Origin of the sequence: Paenibacillus sp. FSL P2-0136 (assembly GCF_037975325.1) — a bacterium.
GTDB classification, from domain to species: Bacteria; Bacillota; Bacilli; order Paenibacillales; family Paenibacillaceae; genus Paenibacillus_AQ; species Paenibacillus_AQ silagei.
Genome location: NZ_CP150244.1, coordinates 6,154,422 through 6,170,174, shown reverse-complemented (window position 1 = coordinate 6,170,174; position 15,753 = coordinate 6,154,422). Strand labels below are relative to the sequence as shown.

Annotated in this window: 12 protein-coding genes; all 12 read left to right on the top strand. The window is 53.6% G+C overall.

Annotated features, from left to right (window positions below; genetic code table 11):
• The first annotated feature begins 16 nt into the window (after positions 1-16).
• The 12 genes from NYE26_RS26215 to NYE26_RS26160 all read left to right on the top strand — a co-directional run bounded on the left by NYE26_RS26215 (position 17) and on the right by NYE26_RS26160 (position 15,741).
• Positions 17-2,086 carry a TIM-barrel domain-containing protein gene (locus NYE26_RS26215; RefSeq protein WP_339251250.1) on the top strand — a complete coding sequence of 690 codons (2,070 nt, stop codon included), beginning with the start codon at positions 17-19 and terminating at the stop codon, positions 2,084-2,086.
• Positions 2,087-2,095: 9 nt separating this feature from the next.
• Positions 2,096-3,613 (top strand): FGGY-family carbohydrate kinase, encoded by a 1,518-nt coding sequence (locus NYE26_RS26210; RefSeq protein ID WP_339251249.1) that lies wholly within the window; start codon positions 2,096-2,098, stop codon positions 3,611-3,613.
• Between the two features lie 13 nt (positions 3,614-3,626).
• Positions 3,627-4,505 (top strand): class II fructose-bisphosphate aldolase, encoded by an 879-nt coding sequence (locus NYE26_RS26205; RefSeq protein ID WP_339251247.1) that lies wholly within the window; start codon positions 3,627-3,629, stop codon positions 4,503-4,505.
• 33 nt (positions 4,506-4,538) lie between these two features.
• Positions 4,539-5,588, top strand: a complete 1,050-nt coding sequence (locus NYE26_RS26200; RefSeq protein ID WP_339251245.1) for a DUF4432 family protein — start codon at positions 4,539-4,541, stop codon at positions 5,586-5,588.
• Positions 5,589-5,607: 19 nt separating this feature from the next.
• Entirely contained in the window at positions 5,608-7,101 is a 1,494-nt protein-coding gene (gene araA, locus NYE26_RS26195; protein ID WP_339251243.1) for an L-arabinose isomerase, read from the top strand.
• A gap of 174 nt (positions 7,102-7,275) precedes the next feature.
• Positions 7,276-7,563, top strand: coding sequence for an Asp-tRNA(Asn)/Glu-tRNA(Gln) amidotransferase subunit GatC (gatC, locus tag NYE26_RS26190; RefSeq protein WP_076080520.1), 288 nt, complete (start codon positions 7,276-7,278; stop codon positions 7,561-7,563).
• 25 nt (positions 7,564-7,588) lie between these two features.
• A complete protein-coding gene (gene gatA, locus NYE26_RS26185; protein WP_339251240.1) occupies positions 7,589-9,046 on the top strand; it encodes an Asp-tRNA(Asn)/Glu-tRNA(Gln) amidotransferase subunit GatA in 1,458 nt (485 codons plus the stop codon).
• Between the two features lie 252 nt (positions 9,047-9,298).
• Entirely contained in the window at positions 9,299-10,744 is a 1,446-nt protein-coding gene (gene gatB, locus NYE26_RS26180) for an Asp-tRNA(Asn)/Glu-tRNA(Gln) amidotransferase subunit GatB (protein ID WP_339251238.1), read from the top strand.
• A gap of 84 nt (positions 10,745-10,828) precedes the next feature.
• Positions 10,829-11,302, top strand: a complete 474-nt coding sequence (locus NYE26_RS26175; protein WP_036726204.1) for a GNAT family N-acetyltransferase — start codon at positions 10,829-10,831, stop codon at positions 11,300-11,302.
• Between the two features lie 37 nt (positions 11,303-11,339).
• A complete protein-coding gene (locus NYE26_RS26170) occupies positions 11,340-13,268 on the top strand; it encodes a DUF4097 family beta strand repeat-containing protein (RefSeq protein ID WP_339251235.1) in 1,929 nt (642 codons plus the stop codon).
• Between the two features lie 125 nt (positions 13,269-13,393).
• Positions 13,394-13,825, top strand: coding sequence for a peroxide-responsive transcriptional repressor PerR (gene perR / locus NYE26_RS26165; protein ID WP_209880018.1), 432 nt, complete (start codon positions 13,394-13,396; stop codon positions 13,823-13,825).
• Positions 13,826-14,019: 194 nt separating this feature from the next.
• Entirely contained in the window at positions 14,020-15,741 is a 1,722-nt protein-coding gene (locus NYE26_RS26160) for a glycosyl hydrolase family 18 protein (protein ID WP_339251232.1), read from the top strand.
• Positions 15,742-15,753 lie beyond the last annotated feature (12 nt).

Here is a 15,753-nt window from a genome sequence, read left to right as displayed (position 1 = left end):
GTAGGAGAAATGGATTATGCAGAAAATTGCCAGTGGAATCTTTAAGCTGACCTTCGGAACACCCGAAGAATTTACACCGGTATCAGTATTGAAGCCCGTCACATGCCTCGAAGCGCTGAATGCGCATGAAGATCATCCGCTTCCCTTTCTAAGGGAGGACATTCAATTTCAACCGCGCCAAGGCTCCATATTGCTGGAGATTCCCTTGGAGCCGGAAGAGGAAGTATACGGTTTGGGCTTACAGCTTCAATCGTTCAGACAGAGCGGCAGCAAGAAGAAGCTGCGCACGAATTCCGACCCGTCCGCGGATCTGGGAGACTCCCATGCGCCGGTTCCCTTTTATGTAAGTACTGCCGGTTATGCCATTCTGGTGGATACGGCACGGTACGCGACTTTTTTCAGCGGAGGGTGCAAGAGAGTTGGCAGCAAGCAGGATCTGGAAGGCTTCGAATCGGCAGGCACCGAGAAGGGGCACTGGGAAGTGAAAAAGGGAAGCGGCAATATGCTGGTAGATATCCCTGCGGCGCAAGGAGTAGATATTTATGTGTTTTGCGGCGGGGATATGAAGGACGCGGTCAGCCGCTATAATCTGTTCAGCGGGGGTGGGGCGTTGCCGCCCATGTGGGGCCTCGGGATGATGTACCGCGCTGACTGGCATGCGGATCAAGAGGATGTCCTGCAGCTCGCCCGGCAAATCAGGGCAGATGAAATGCCTTGTGACATGTTCGGTCTGGAGCCGGGCTGGCAGACGAACGCCTACTCTTGCACCTATGTGTGGGACAAAAGCAGATTCCCGGATGAAAAAGGGCTTATCCGGGATCTGAATGAAATGGGCTACCGCCTCAATCTCTGGGAACATGCTTATGTGCATCCGGAGAGCCCTGTCTTCCCGGAGCTGAAGCCCCATTCGGCAGACAGCTATGTGTGGGACGGCCTGGTGCCGGATTTCACGCAAGCTGAGGCCCGGGAAGCCTTCACGGACATCCACCAGCCCTTCATTGAGGCGGGGTTGTCAGGCTTCAAGCTGGATGAATGTGATAACGGCGATTATATCGGTAACTGGGGTTTTCCCGATTTCGCCCGTTTTCCGGGAGGGGCGGACGGGGAGCAGATGCACAGCTTGTTCGGCCAGCTCTATCAGCAAACGATGCTCGCCCCGTTCAAGGCAGCGGATCGCCGGACCTATGGACAGGTGCGCGCTTCCCACGCGCTTGCGGCGCCCTATCCCTATGTACTGTACAGCGACCTGTACGACCATGAAGACTTTGTACGGGGAATGGCCACCGCATCCTTCTCAGGTCTCCTCTGGTCGCCGGAGGTTCGCCAGACCGCTACGAGGGAGGAGCTGCTGCGCCGGATCGGTGCTGTGATTTTCTCACCAATGGCTGTACTTAACTGTTATATGATCCCATCGCCGCCCTGGAAACAATTCGATCATGACCGTAACCATGCCGGTGAGTGGCTTGAGGACTGGCCGCAGCTCGCGCAGCAATGCAGAAAGCTGATGCAGTTCAGGATGAGCCTGATTCCCTATCTGTATGCTGCATTTGGCAAATACCGTCAGCAAGGGGTACCGCCCATCCGTCCCTTGGTGATGGATTATCCGGAGGACCGCGAGGTGCTGGATTGCTTCGACCAGTTTATGGTGGGAGACGATCTGATGGTTGCTCCCGTTGTCTACGGCAATGGTGATACGCGTAAGATTTACTTACCCGGAGGCCGCTGGTATGAACGATTGACCGGAGAGTGGTTGAACGGCGGACAATGGATCACCCGCCAGGTTGCTGAGGATGAAGTTCCTCTGTATATCAAACAGGGCGCGCTAATTCCTTGGGCAGAGCCCGTTCTATGTGTCCGGGACGACACCGTTTTTAATATAGAGTCTGTTCTGTACGGTGCGGAAGCAGGGGAATGCTCGCTTTTATGTGATGATGCAGTAAGCTATTCCATGATTTCTGAGAGCCTGCCTTTTGCCACAATTAAGGTGACCCAAGAAGGCGGTCTGAGCATAGAGCAACAAGACATAATCTCTGAGCGCTATAGTATAGCTGGTGTGAAATACGTCCCGGATGGGGAGAGGGGCTGAATCGGGGACATGGCCGTCGATCTTATAGGCTTAGATATCGGGTCAACAGGCACGAAATGTCTGATCATGGCTCCAACGGGTGAGGTGCTGGCCCAGGCATACAGGGAATACCCCATGGAATCGCCGGAAAGCGGCTGTTATGAGCTGAGTCCGCAGCGGGTGTGGGAAGCGGTGGTAGCTGTGATCAGTTCCGCAATGAACAAGTATGACAGACCGCCTGCCATGCTTGCCGGCCTGTCCGTCTCTTCCTTTGGGGAGGCTGCCGTCCTGCTCGACAGTGAAGGCAACGTGCTGGGGAACAGTCTGCTGTATATCGACAAGCGGGGAGGCAGGCAGCTGGAGGCTTTGGTGGAGCAGCTCGGGGAGGAGAACATCATTGGCAAAACGGGCCTTCACCCCCATCCGATGTATACTCTCTCCAAATTGATGTGGTACCGGGAAGAGCAGCCGGACATTTATGAGCGGCTTCATACATTTCTGCCGTTTGGATCATTTATTCTGTTCAAGCTGGGTGCAAGACCGGTGATCGACTTTTCGCTGGCATCCCGAACGATGGCCTTTGATGTCCATCGGCTTGGGTGGGATGAAGATATTATCCGGGCGGCACAGCTTAAGCGCGGGCTATTTCCTGAGGCGCAGGAGCTTGGATCACGAATTGGCCAGATTTCACCCGCAGCGGCTGAGGCGTTGGGTTTGCCTGCCCATCTCCAGCTAGTGCTCGGCGGACATGATCAGGTATGCGCAGCTATAGGCGCGGGAATCACGGAAGAAGGCTCGGCTGTAGACGGCATCGGCACCGTAGAGTGCATCACGCCCGTTTTCCGTAAAATGCAGGTCAATAACCAGGCGCTTGCCGCCAGCAAGCTGTCGCTGGTCCCTTATCTCCAGGGGAAATACACCACGTATGCCTTTAATTTTACCGGGGGTTCCTTGCTCAAGTGGTTCAGGGACCAGTTCGGCTACGAAGAAAAATGCGCGGCAGATGAGTCCGGCCGAAGCGTCTATGAGATTATGGGCGAGAACGCCGGAGAAGGTCCCACGGACCTTCTGGTGCTGCCCCATTTTGCCGGTTCAGGAACACCATACATGAATCCGGCTGCGGCTGGAGTTATTGCGGGCTTGAATTTTAATACCACAAAGGGTGAGCTGTACAGAGCCTTGATGGAGGGCGTCACCTATGAGATGAGGCTCAATCTGGATTGCCTGGAGCAAGCAGGTATGAGTATCAGGGAACTAAAAGCCTGCGGCGGCGGTGCCAAGTCCTCCCTGTGGCTGCAAATCAAGGCGGACATCATGAACAGGGCCGTCATCGCCCTTGATATCGAAGAGGCAGGTATTCTCGGAGCGGTTATTCTGGCCGGGGTGGCGCTGGGAGTATTCCCTTCCTATGCAGAAGCTGCCCGCATTTTGGTGAAGGTGGGCACTACCTTCTATCCCCGCCCGGAGAACCGCAGGCACTATGATAAGAATTACGCCAAATATAAACGGCTGTATCAAGCGGTGAACAACGTTATGTCAAATCCATAGGAGATGCTGAAGAATGCCATTAGTGACCCTGAAAGAATTAATGAAGGATGCCGAAGCCAAACGTTATGCCGTCGGCGCGTACAATGTGATTAATTTGGAGATGATCCGGGGAATCATTGCCGGGGCCGAGGAGGCGCGCTCACCGGTCATTCTGTCCTTTGCGGAAGTGCATATTCCGCTTGTTCCGCTGGAGGTGATCGCTCCCATTATACTGGCGGCTGCGAGGCAAGCGCGGGTTCCCGTTGCCGTACACCTGGACCACGGCCAGGATCACGAAATTCTGATCCGGGCGATGCAGCTCGGCTTCTCGTCGGTGATGTTCGACGGCGCGCATCTGCCGCTGGAGGAGAATATCCGCCAGACCAATGAAATCAGCAGAATCGCCAAGGCGCTCGGAGTTTCCGTAGAAGCCGAGCTTGGCAAGATTCTGCGTCCGGAGGGCGGAGGAGCGGAGGAAGAAATAGAAGAATATGATCCGGACGATGTCTACACCAATCCCCAAGAAGCCCAAACTTTTATTGCACATACCGATGTTGATGCGCTCGCCGTTGCTTACGGGACTGCGCACGGTGTTTATCTGACAGAACCGGTTCTGGATTTTGAGCGTCTGAAGCTCATCAAGGAGCTTACCGGCCTGCCGCTGGTGATGCATGGAGGGTCTGGACTGGATGAAGCCGCCTATATCACCTCCATACAGTGCGGCATCCGCAAGCTTAACTATTATTCCAATATGGCGCATGAAGTGGCCAATACCCTCCAGGCGAAATTGGCGGCCAACAGCGCGCAGCAGCGCAAAAGCTATTATCATGACATTTCCGCATGGGCTATGGAAGCTGTACAGCAGGATATTGTGAGAACGATGAGAATTTTCGGGAGTGCCGGACAAGCCTGAGGCTTTCCTGCCCGTTACAGGAGGAATGGCGGTATGGCAAGACTTTATGGCAGAGAATGGACCCGGCGTGAGCTGGAGGCCAGAGTTGGCCGGATAGAGCAGCTTGCGGGAGTGCAGCCCTTTGTAATGAGAGAGGGGCCGGAGGCCGGTCAGGAAGTGTTCCGTGTGCGGACCGGCTCCGGCCTCTCCTATTGGGTGCATCCCGGCAAGGGAATGGATATCTCTTTGGCTGAATTTTGCGGCATTCCGGTTAACTGGTCTGCCGCCAACGGTGATCCCCATCCTGCTTATTTCCGGGAAGAGGGGAATCACTGGTTGCAGACAGCTTCCGGCGGGTTGCTGATGACTTGCGGATTGTCGCAGGCAGGTGCGGCCGGCCGGGACGATTACGGAGCTTATGGATTGCATGGACAGATTCATCATACGCCTGCACGCCAGGCTTCCTATCAGGCGGAATGGCAAGGTAATGAATATGAGATACGCCTGCGGGGAGTCGTAGAGGAGACGTCCATCTTTGGACATAAGCTACGTTTGACCCGCACGATTACAAGCAGGCTTGGCGAGAACAGTTTGCAGCTTAACGATTGCGTGGAGAATGCAGGCTTTACACCGGCCCCGCATCTGATGCTGTATCATTTCAACTTTGGCTTTCCGCTGCTTGCGGAGGATACCAGGATCATCTTGCCGGAGAGCAGCTGTGCTCCGCGTGATGATGATATGGAGATATCACGGATACATGAATGGCAGGCGCCGGATCAGCGTTTGAAAGAACAAGTGTACTACCATGAGCCATTGGAACAGCAAACGTACATCTGCGCACAAATCTGCAGCCCTTCTTTTCCTGTACCCGGCTTATCCTCTTCTGCGGGCGGCCTGACGGCAGAGCTGAGGTGGGATCAGCGGACGCTGCCCAGACTGGTGCAGTGGAGAATGCCCGGAGCAGGCGAACATGTGCTGGGACTCGAGCCGTCCAATTGCTGGACCCGGGGGAGAGCGGAAGAACGCGGAGCGCATGCTTTGAAGCTGCTGGAGCCTGGAGCAGCCGTTCATTATGAGATTGAATTGAAATTCAAAACGAACTGAACAAACGGAGGAATTTGATATGCTGCAGGCTAAGCCTTATGTATTCTGGTTTGTAACAGGGAGCCAAGGTTTGTACGGAGAGGAAGTACTTGAGCAAGTGGAGGAGAACTCCAGGAAAATGGTGGAGGAGCTAAACCGCGAAGGGGGCCTTCCGTATCCGATCCAATTCCGCGAAACGGTCACGGCTCCGGAAGCGATTCTGCGAGTTTGTCTTGAAGCCAATTCCAGCGGGACCTGCGCGGGGGTGATCACATGGATGCACACCTTCTCTCCGGCCAAAATGTGGATCTCCGGGCTGACCCAGCTGCGCAAGCCGCTGCTCCATCTGCATACCCAATACAATATCGAGATTCCCTGGGACAGTATTGATATGGAATTTATGAACTTGAACCAGGCGGCGCACGGCGACCGTGAGTTCGGGTTCATCGGCGCCCGCCTGCGCATGGCCCGAAAGATTATTGCAGGCCACTGGAAGGATGAAGAGGTGCGTGCAAGAATCGGAGGGTGGATGAAGACGGCGGCGGGCTATACCGGGAGCCAGACGATGAGGATCGCCAGATTCGGCGACAATATGCGTGATGTTGCGGTGACGGAAGGCGATAAGGTGGAGGCGCAAATCAAGCTGGGGTGGACGGTCAACGGCTATCCGGCCGGCGATCTGGCTGAACGGGTTCGGAGTGTTAGTGATGCCAAACTGCGTGCACTGATGGATGAATACGCGGAATTATACGACTTTACGGATCAGGGTCGCGCCGATGGCGCTGAACGGGAAGCCATCCGTGAACAGGCGCGGATGGAGATTGCGCTGAGCGAGTTTTTGGAGGAGGGCGGATATACAGCGTTCGTGACCAGCTTCCAGGACCTGCATGGACTGAAGCAATTGCCGGGGCTGGCGGCTCAGCGGCTGATGGCGGCAGGCTACGGCTTCGGCGGTGAAGGCGACTGGAAGACGGCGGCGCTGGTACGGATGATGAAGATTATGGCTGGTAATCAAGGGACCTCTTTCATGGAGGATTATACGTATCATCTGCAAAAGGGCAATGAAATGGTACTGGGTTCCCATATGCTGGAGATCTGCCCGTCCCTGGCTGCGGACAGACCAAGGATTGAAGTGCATCCCTTATTTGTCGGCGGCAAGGAGGCTCCGGCGCGGCTGATTTTTAACGGAGCAAGCGGCCGGGGAATCAATGCCACACTGGTGGATATGGGCGACCGGTTCCGCCTGATCATCAATGAAGTGAATGCCGTGCGGAATGAACACAGCATGCCCCGTCTGCCGGTAGCACGCCTGCTCTGGCAACCGGAACCCTCCTTGACCGGGGCTTCGGAAGCATGGATTCTGGCCGGCGGTGCACATCACTTCGCCTTTTCCTTCCACACCACAAGTGAACAGCTCCGGGATTGGGCGCGCATGGCAGGAATCGAGTGTCTCGTCATCGACGCCTCCAGTACCTTTACCTCACTCGAAAATGAGCTGCGCTGGAATGACCTGTATTACCGGATGAATCATTAGCCGGATTAAGCTTAAGCACTCAAGACCCGCTTGCTGCCACAATCAGCAGGTGCGGGTCTTTTGCTGTATATATCCCCCTCAATCGACAAGCGCATTGAATTGTAAGGCCGTCTACCCTATAATTAAAAACGTTATCCGGGCGCTTTAGCCCTTTAAACAGGAGGGATATCCATTATGAGCATCACCGTCAAAGATGTGCAGCATGTGGCCAAGCTGGCTAGGCTGCAATTAAGCCCGGAAGAAGAGGCTACCTTCACCGAACAAATGAATGCTATTTTACAATATGCCGAGAAATTGAATGAGCTGGATACTGAGAATGTAGAACCGACCACCCATGTGCTGCAAGTCAGCAATGTGATGCGTGACGATGTGGTAAAGGAGAGCCTGACCCAAGAGGAAGCGCTGCTTAACGCACCGGAACATGAAGAGGGACACTTCAAGGTTCCCGCTGTTCTGGAATAACCATACCCTGAGAGGAGGAAGCAAGTTGAGCCTGTTTCAATATCGACTATCTGAAGTACATAACATGCTGCACAGTAAAGAGGTCTCGGTCCGTGAACTGACTGAAGAATCCCTGTCAGTCATTGCGGAACGTGACAGCAAGGTTCATGCTTTTTTGACACTGAATGAAGAGGGGGCCCGCGATCAGGCACGTGTGCTTGATGACAAGCTGGCAACCGGAGCTGCACGTGGTCTGTTATTCGGATTGCCCGCCGGAATCAAGGATAATATTGTGACCCAAGGTCTGCGCACCACCTGTGCCAGCCAGTTCCTTAATAACTTCCAGCCGATTTATGATGCTACCGTAGTTTCCAAGCTGCGTCAGGCTGATGCCGTAACTATAGGTAAGCTGAACATGGACGAGTTCGCCATGGGCGGGTCCAATGAGAATTCAAGCTTCGGCGTTGTGCGCAATCCATGGGATTTGGAGCGTGTTCCAGGCGGTTCGAGCGGCGGTTCGGCAGCAGCGGTTGCAGCCGGGGAAGTCTTCTTCACCCTCGGCTCAGACACAGGCGGCTCCATCCGCCAGCCAGCCTCCTATTGCGGGGTAGTCGGCCTTAAGCCTACCTATGGCCTGGTCTCCCGTTACGGGCTGGTGGCTTTTGCCTCCTCCCTGGATCAGATTGGTCCAATTACCCGCAGCGTTGAGGATTCTGCATATGTACTGCAGGCGATTGCCGGTTATGATGCCCAGGATTCCACCTCGGCCAAGGTCAGCATACCTGATTATCTGAGTTCGCTGACTGGTGACATCTCAGGTCTGCGGATTGCCGTACCGAAGGAATACCTGGGTGAAGGTGTGGACGCCCAGGTCCGCGAATCGGTGCTCGCAGCACTCAAAGTGCTGGAGGGCCTAGGCGCAGTGTGGGAAGAGGTTTCCCTTCCGCATACGGAATATGCTGTAGCCGCTTATTATCTCCTTTCCTCTTCCGAGGCTTCCTCCAACCTGGCCCGTTTTGACGGTGTCCGTTACGGAGTGCGTGTGGATGATGGGGGTGGATTACTGGATCTGTACCATAACTCCCGCAGCCAGGGCTTCGGCCCTGAAGTCAAACGCCGGATCATGCTCGGCACCTATGCGCTAAGCTCCGGATATTACGATGCTTATTATTTGAAGGCGCAGAAGGTGCGCACCTTGATTAAGCAGGATTTTGATGAAGTGTTCAAGAAATATGATGTCGTGATCGGCCCGACTGCGCCAACCACAGCCTTCAAGCTGGGCTCGCAGACCGAAGATCCGCTGACCATGTACCTGAATGATATCCTTACCATTCCTGTCAGTCTGGCCGGTATTCCTGCCATCAGCATCCCTTGCGGGTTCGCGGAAGGTCTGCCTGTCGGCTTGCAGATTATCGGCAAGGAGTTTGATGAGAGTACGGTACTGCGCGTTGCGCATGCCTTTGAACAACATACAGAGCATCACAAGGCCCGCCCGCAAATGTAGCTTTTATATTAAGATGCACTTAAGATTTTGAACTTGAAGCTACATCGTCACTGCGGTGAACATTTGGACTTCCGGCCGCTGTTGTCCCCAGATTTCTTGATTAATACCGCTGTTCGCGGTTGAAATCCGGTGACAAAGGCGGTCGCTACCGCTCCTACAGTTCCAAATTTCCCCTCCGTTTCTTTTGCTTTTTGTTTATTTCTTTAGTGCTTCTTATATAGTTTGAGTATATGCCCACAAAACTTTTAAGGGATGAGATTATCTATGTCTAAATATGAAACGGTCATCGGGCTTGAAGTTCATGTGGAGCTTCATACCAAGTCCAAAATCTTCTGCGGCTGCTCCACAGAATTCGGCGCTCCGCCTAATACCCATACCTGTCCGGTCTGTCTCGGCCACCCCGGTGTACTGCCGGTGCTTAACCGCCAGGCGGTGGAGTATGCCATGAAAGCGGCAATGGCTCTGAACTGTACGATCGGCGATGTCAGCAAGTTTGACCGCAAAAACTATTTTTACCCCGATTCCCCGAAGGCCTACCAGATTTCGCAATTTGATCAGCCTATCGGCCTGAACGGCTGGATTGATATTGAAGTGAATGGAGAGACCAAACGGATCGGGATCACCCGTCTTCATCTGGAGGAAGATGCGGGCAAGCTGACTCACGTGGATGGAGGATTTGCTTCACTGGTTGACTTCAACCGGGTAGGCACTCCGCTTATTGAGATTGTCTCGGAGCCTGATCTGCGTTCACCGGAGGAAGCACGTGCTTACCTGGAGAAGATCCGCGCCATTATGCAATACTGCGATGTGTCAGATGTGAAGATGGAAGAAGGCTCGATGCGTTGTGATGCCAATATCAGCCTGCGGCCGGAAGGGCAGGAAGAATTCGGTATCCGTGCGGAGCTGAAGAATATGAACTCCTTCCGCGGGGTTCTGCGCGGGCTGGAGTATGAGCAGTTCCGTCAGGGGGAGATTCTGGATGACGGGGGAATCGTTGTACAGGAGACCCGCCGCTGGGATGAAGCGGGAGGCAAGACCTTGTCCATGCGCGGCAAGGAGGAAGCCCATGATTACCGTTATTTCCCGGACCCGGATCTGATTGTGCTGCATATTGGCGAGGACTGGAAGGAAGCGATCCGCTCCACGATCCCTGAGCTGCCGGATGCCCGGCAGGCCCGGTACAGTGAGGAGTTTGGTCTGACTGCCTATGATGCCGGAGTGCTCACCTCCTCCAAGCCGCTCGCCGACTTCTTTGAAGGTAGTCTGGCTTACACACAGGATGCCAAGGCTGTCGCCAACTGGATGATGGGCGATCTGCTGGGGTATTTGAACAGCAATAATCTGGAGTTATCCCAGGTGAAGATTACGCCGCAGGGGCTGGGCGAGATGATCGGCCTGATCGCAGGCGGAACCATCAGCAGCAAAATTGCCAAGACCGTGTTCAAAGAAATGCTGGAGAGCGGCAAGCTGCCGGCAGTTATCGTTGAAGAAAAGGGTCTGGTGCAGATCAGTGATGAAGGTGCGATCAAGAAAATCGTACAGGAAGTGGTCGCTGCTAATCCGCAATCTGTCGAAGACTACAAGGCCGGCAAGAAACAAGCGATCGGCTTCCTTGTAGGACAGGTCATGAAGGCGAGCAAAGGGAAGGCTAACCCGGGTCTTGTGAACACACTGCTTGCAGAAGTGCTGAACAGCTAGATTGGGTAATAGATTATAGAATCTTGGGCACAGGGCTTGTCGGCAACGGCAGGCCCCTGTGCAGTATATAAGGGGAATTTACGGATGGATACAATAGTGAAGCTGAATCTGCAGGATGAGATCACGCTGGATGAGCTATGGAGCCTTCAGCATAAGGCATACCGCCTGGAGGCGGAGATCATCGGGTTTCGTGACATACCGCCGCTGCTGGAGACGAGGGACATGCTCAGCCGGGTTACAGAGGAGTTCTACGGCTGCTTCGATGAGACGGAGGAGCTGCTCGGCGCTGTTGCAGTCACCCAGGAGTCTCCCGGCAAGCTAACCGTTACCCGGATGATGGTCAGCCCGGATCATTTCCGCCAAGGCGTGGCCGGAAGACTGTTAGAATTTATCTTTGCCCGTTACGCGGAGATGGAGCAGTTTATCGTATCTACGGGGAAGCTGAACCTTCCGGCAGTGACGCTCTATACCAAGCACGGGTTCATTCCTGTCGGGTCCGAAGAGGTGGTTCCTGGAGTAGAGCTGCTGGAATTCCACCGGACAGGCAGGCTGAAATGACAAGTACATCCCAATTTAGAAAGGAGGAGTACCGAGAATGAGTTCCGGCCATCAGAATCATGAGGAGCTTTCCGTGCGGGAAGAAGAGAATGAGGCAGGCTTGCCGCTGTCTGAAGCTGACGTAGAATTGAACCATCCCTACATCCCTCCCCGTCCCAAACGCCGTCCGCGTAAACGTAAATTTATAGCCGGCCTGCTTGCTGCAGTGCTTCCCGGCACGGGACATCTCTATCTCGGGCTGCTCCGCAAAGGGGTTTCTGTCATTTTCCTTATTGTGCTGGATATTGTGGCACTGCTGTATTTCTCATCTATCGGGATGCAAATCAATGTACCGCTGCTGATTTTACTGGGGCTGCTGATTCCGGTGTTATACTTCTATAATGTGTTTGACGCGCTTCAGAACGCAGACCTGATTCTGCGGTTTCCTGTTGAGCATGATCTTGAAGAGCTGGAGACCATCCAGTCCGGTACAACAACCTCAAGACGCCGGGTAAGGATCAGCGAGCCGGGGATTTCCTTTGGCCTCCTGCTGCTTATCGGCGGGGCGATGCTCTTTCTTTTCCAGCAAAAGCCGCCCTGGCTTCGGGGATTCATTGAGACCTCTGCCGGTGCTGCCGCCTCCGTGGTGCTGATAGGCCTTGGCCTGCTTATGGGAATCAGAGAGATGGCCAGGGACTCCATAGCGCGTCAGGACAAGGAGCGGAAGAAGCGGCGGATCGGCAGATATACGGCCTCAGTAACGCTGGCTGCTGTCGGAATCCTGCTTCTCCTGGACTGGCGTGATGGAACAGATTATATGATGCTGCTGCTCAAATGGTGGCCTATCATTCCGGTATTATGGGGAGTAGAGTATCTGCTGATCTATATTCTTTTCCGCCGGCTGAAGCAGAACGGTACTGCCGGAAGAGCGCGGATGGATCTGCGGGGATTGTTCTCTGCGGTAATACTGGCTGCATGTGTGTTTATCGTAACCGAGCAGGAGCACTATCTGCATCTATGGAACAAGGTGAGTCTTAACCTGACCGTGGCGGCAGTTGATTACGGGGAAGCGGAAGGAAGCTCGTATCAGAAGGCTCCGCTGATGGTTCCGGTCGAACTGAACACCTCCAAGGTCAATATTGACGCTATTAATGGAGACATTCTCATTCACCGGGCTGCTGTGGAGGATATCGAGATTACGGCAACCGTATGGGTGGACCAGCTGGACGGGGTGCAGGCGGAAGCCATAGCGGACCAGTCCTTTGTCGAGGTGACGGAAGGTACGACAATCAAGATCACACCCCAGAGTAAGGCGTACGGTGAATCCGGCAAACGCCAGCCGCGGATCAACCTGGATATCTCCCTGCCGGAAGACCGGCGGTTCGACCTGAACGTCCGTACGATGAATGGCGGAATTACCCTGCAGAATGTGGAAGCCATTGCCGACATCTCGCTGGAGACCGGGAACGGGGAGCTGATTCTGCACCGCATTTACGGCAATGTAAAAGGTAAAACCTTAAACGGTGCGGTGCGCACCAGAGATGTCCTGGGCAATGTGGAGCTGGGGACAAGCGGAGGCGATATGGGGGCTTGGGACGTTAGAGGTGCCCTGAAGCTGTCAACGGCGGTCGGCAACATCACGGCATATGACAGCGGGGATGTGCTGGATCTGTCCACGAAGAATGGCAATGTGGAGGTATCCGGAGCAAGATCCAAGCTGCATGCCGAATCCCTGAACGGCCGGATCAGCATCCGCTCCGGGGATTTCGGGGGAGACTGGGATGTGTACAGTGCAGTGGGGGATATTGAACTGTTCCTGCCGCTAACAGGTAATTATACGGTGGAGGGCTCCAGCGGATATGGAGATATCGTAACAGACCTGCCAGGGCTCGTTATTGACAAAAAAGTGCTTTCCGGCCAGATTGGAACCGGTGAATTCAAGCTGCGTGTAGACGGAAACAGCAATTTAAATGTGAGCAAATATTGAAATAAGGAATTTTTATTATATAATAATGAATATAATGTAATGACTTCATTGACAACGTTGAAAGCAGAGTCATACAATTACATTAGAATTATTATTAAGTTGTATAATTAAAGGCGGTGGCATGGATGGGTAGTGGCGTACAGCATGCATTGGAGCAACTCAAGACAACCGGTGTCCGTATTACGCCTCAGCGTCATGCGATTCTAACGTATCTGATGGAAGCGATGAATCATCCTACAGCAGACGATATTTACCGGGCACTTGAGCCTCAGTTTCCGAGTATGAGTGTGGCAACTGTGTATAACAATCTTAAGATGTTCATGGAAGCAGGTATGGTCCGTGAGCTGACCTACGGTGATAATTCCAGCCGTTTCGACGCCAATGTATCTGATCACTATCATGTTATCTGCCAGGAATGCGGCAAGATTGAGGATTTCAGCTATTCCACTCTTCATGAGGTAGAGCAGCAGGCCGAACGGGCCACAGGCTTCAAGATTCATGGATTGCGTATGGAGCTGTACGGTGTGTGCAAAGGCTGCGGCGAGAAGCAGCACTGAATGGAATGATACCTATAAGCGTGTAGAGTCCGAATGCGGATTCTGCACGCTTTTTTATATGAAGAGAGAATCAAGCTGTTACAAAAATACAAACCTTCCAAGAGATTCGCGCAACCAAGCTCGCCTGCATGGCGTATACTTAACAGAAGTGTTGCCTGCTTTTAAAATTCAACGAATGGTTTGGAGGACCTATTTTGGACAGAAGACAGAGACAAAGACGCGTCACGAAGCGTGGAAGTCTTACTCGCCGCTTATTGGGACTTGTCATCATAGCCGCCGCAGCCTTTTGGGTTGTTTATTATGTACTGCCGAACCGCCAGCATCTGGACCCGGACTGGAAGGGGCTGGACAAGCCGATTTTTGTGAAGGGACAGCTTACCGGCTATTCAGCATCGGGTACGGGGGACGGACTGCTGTTACCGCTGCCTTTTTTGCAGGAATATGTAGATTCTTCTATCCGCTATGAAAAAGAGAGCAAATCAGTCATCCTCTCAACGGACAGCAGTCTGTTGTACATGCAGGAGGAATCCAAGGCCGCAGCTCTGAACAATGAACCTCTGCAGCTTCGCCTTGCTCCCGAGGTTAAAGATAAAGTGACCTATCTTCCGGCAGACACACTGGAGAATCTGTACGGCTTCGAGATCGAAGAGGATACGAATACCGGTGCAGTGCTGCTAATGACTGCAGGTGAATCGGTGCCGCTTGGCAAGGTGAAGGGTAAAGAAGGCGGGAAAACGAAAGCCCTGCGCAGTGAACCCTCGGTGCATGCACCGATTTTTGCTGATATGAACCCCGGGGATGTCGTACGGATCTGGAACACGGACACCAAGGACTGGGTATACGCTCAGCTTGATAATGGTTATTCGGGCTACGCCCAGGCGGATGATATTACCGAAGACGGTACCCGAACTATAGAGAAAAAGCCCGAAACACCTACACGTGCGCAGCGCAGCTGGAAGGATAAGCCGGTTAACATGTTCTGGGAAGCTGTGTACGAACGCAAGCCGAATCCCGCCAAATTCGCAGCCTTGCCTGGAATTAATGTGGTTAGCCCCACCTGGTTCAGCATTATTGATGTGAAGGGGAATGTGCGCAGCCAGGCGGACCGCTCTTATGTAGATTGGGCGCATAATCAGGGGATGGAGGTATGGGGGCTGCTGAGCAACAGCTTTGAACCCGATTTGACCACTGAAGCCTTATCCACGTATGACAATCGGATGAATGCCATTGTGCAGATGCTTAAGTATGCAGACCTGTACAATTTAGACGGGATTAATATCGACTTCGAGAATGTGTACACCAAGGATGGACCGAACGTAACGCAGTTCATGCGGGAACTGAAGCCGATGGCCCAGAGCCGTAATCTGATTGTTTCTATTGATGTTACGCCGAAGTCCAAGAGCGAGATGTGGTCCCTGTTTCTCGACCGTCCGGCGCTTGCCGCCGTGTCCGACTTCCTGATTGTAATGGCCTACGACGAGCACTGGGCAGCCAGTCCGGTTGCAGGATCAGTAGCCTCTTTACCGTGGGTTAAGACCTCTATGAACCGGATTATCGAGGAGGATAAGGTGCCAGCAGAGAAGTTAATTCTGGGAGTGCCACTCTATACGCGGATCTGGACGGAAGCCACCGAGAAGGGGAAGACCAAGGTAAGCTCCAAGGCCGTCAGCATGAATGCAGTCAAGGAGATCATCGCTGAGAAGAAGCTGACACCCGTATTCGATAAGGAAGCCGGACAGAACTACGTGGAGTATAAGGAAGAGGATGTTCTCCGCAAAATCTGGATCGAGGACACCACCTCGCTCACAGCCAGGGTAGAGCTGGCCCAGTCCTTGAAGCTGGGCGGTGTGGCAGCCTGGAACCGTAGCTTTGCCAGTCCGGAGGCATGGGAAGCATTGAAGGGAATTATAAAATAATCATATAAAAAA

What these genes read in the sequence shown, in the direction of transcription:
- NYE26_RS26215 (WP_339251250.1), top strand. Translation starts at nt 17, where the DNA reads ATGCAGAAAATTGCCAGTGGAATCTTTAAGCTGACCTTCGGAACACCC.
- perR (WP_209880018.1), top strand. Translation starts at nt 13,394, where the DNA reads ATGGGTAGTGGCGTACAGCATGCATTGGAGCAACTCAAGACAACCGGT.
- NYE26_RS26210 (WP_339251249.1), top strand. Translation starts at nt 2,096, where the DNA reads ATGGCCGTCGATCTTATAGGCTTAGATATCGGGTCAACAGGCACGAAA.
- NYE26_RS26200 (WP_339251245.1), top strand. Translation starts at nt 4,539, where the DNA reads ATGGCAAGACTTTATGGCAGAGAATGGACCCGGCGTGAGCTGGAGGCC.
- gatC (WP_076080520.1), top strand. Translation starts at nt 7,276, where the DNA reads ATGAGCATCACCGTCAAAGATGTGCAGCATGTGGCCAAGCTGGCTAGG.
- NYE26_RS26170 (WP_339251235.1), top strand. Translation starts at nt 11,340, where the DNA reads ATGAGTTCCGGCCATCAGAATCATGAGGAGCTTTCCGTGCGGGAAGAA.
- gatB (WP_339251238.1), top strand. Translation starts at nt 9,299, where the DNA reads ATGAGATTATCTATGTCTAAATATGAAACGGTCATCGGGCTTGAAGTT.
- araA (WP_339251243.1), top strand. Translation starts at nt 5,608, where the DNA reads ATGCTGCAGGCTAAGCCTTATGTATTCTGGTTTGTAACAGGGAGCCAA.
- NYE26_RS26175 (WP_036726204.1), top strand. Translation starts at nt 10,829, where the DNA reads ATGGATACAATAGTGAAGCTGAATCTGCAGGATGAGATCACGCTGGAT.
- NYE26_RS26205 (WP_339251247.1), top strand. Translation starts at nt 3,627, where the DNA reads ATGCCATTAGTGACCCTGAAAGAATTAATGAAGGATGCCGAAGCCAAA.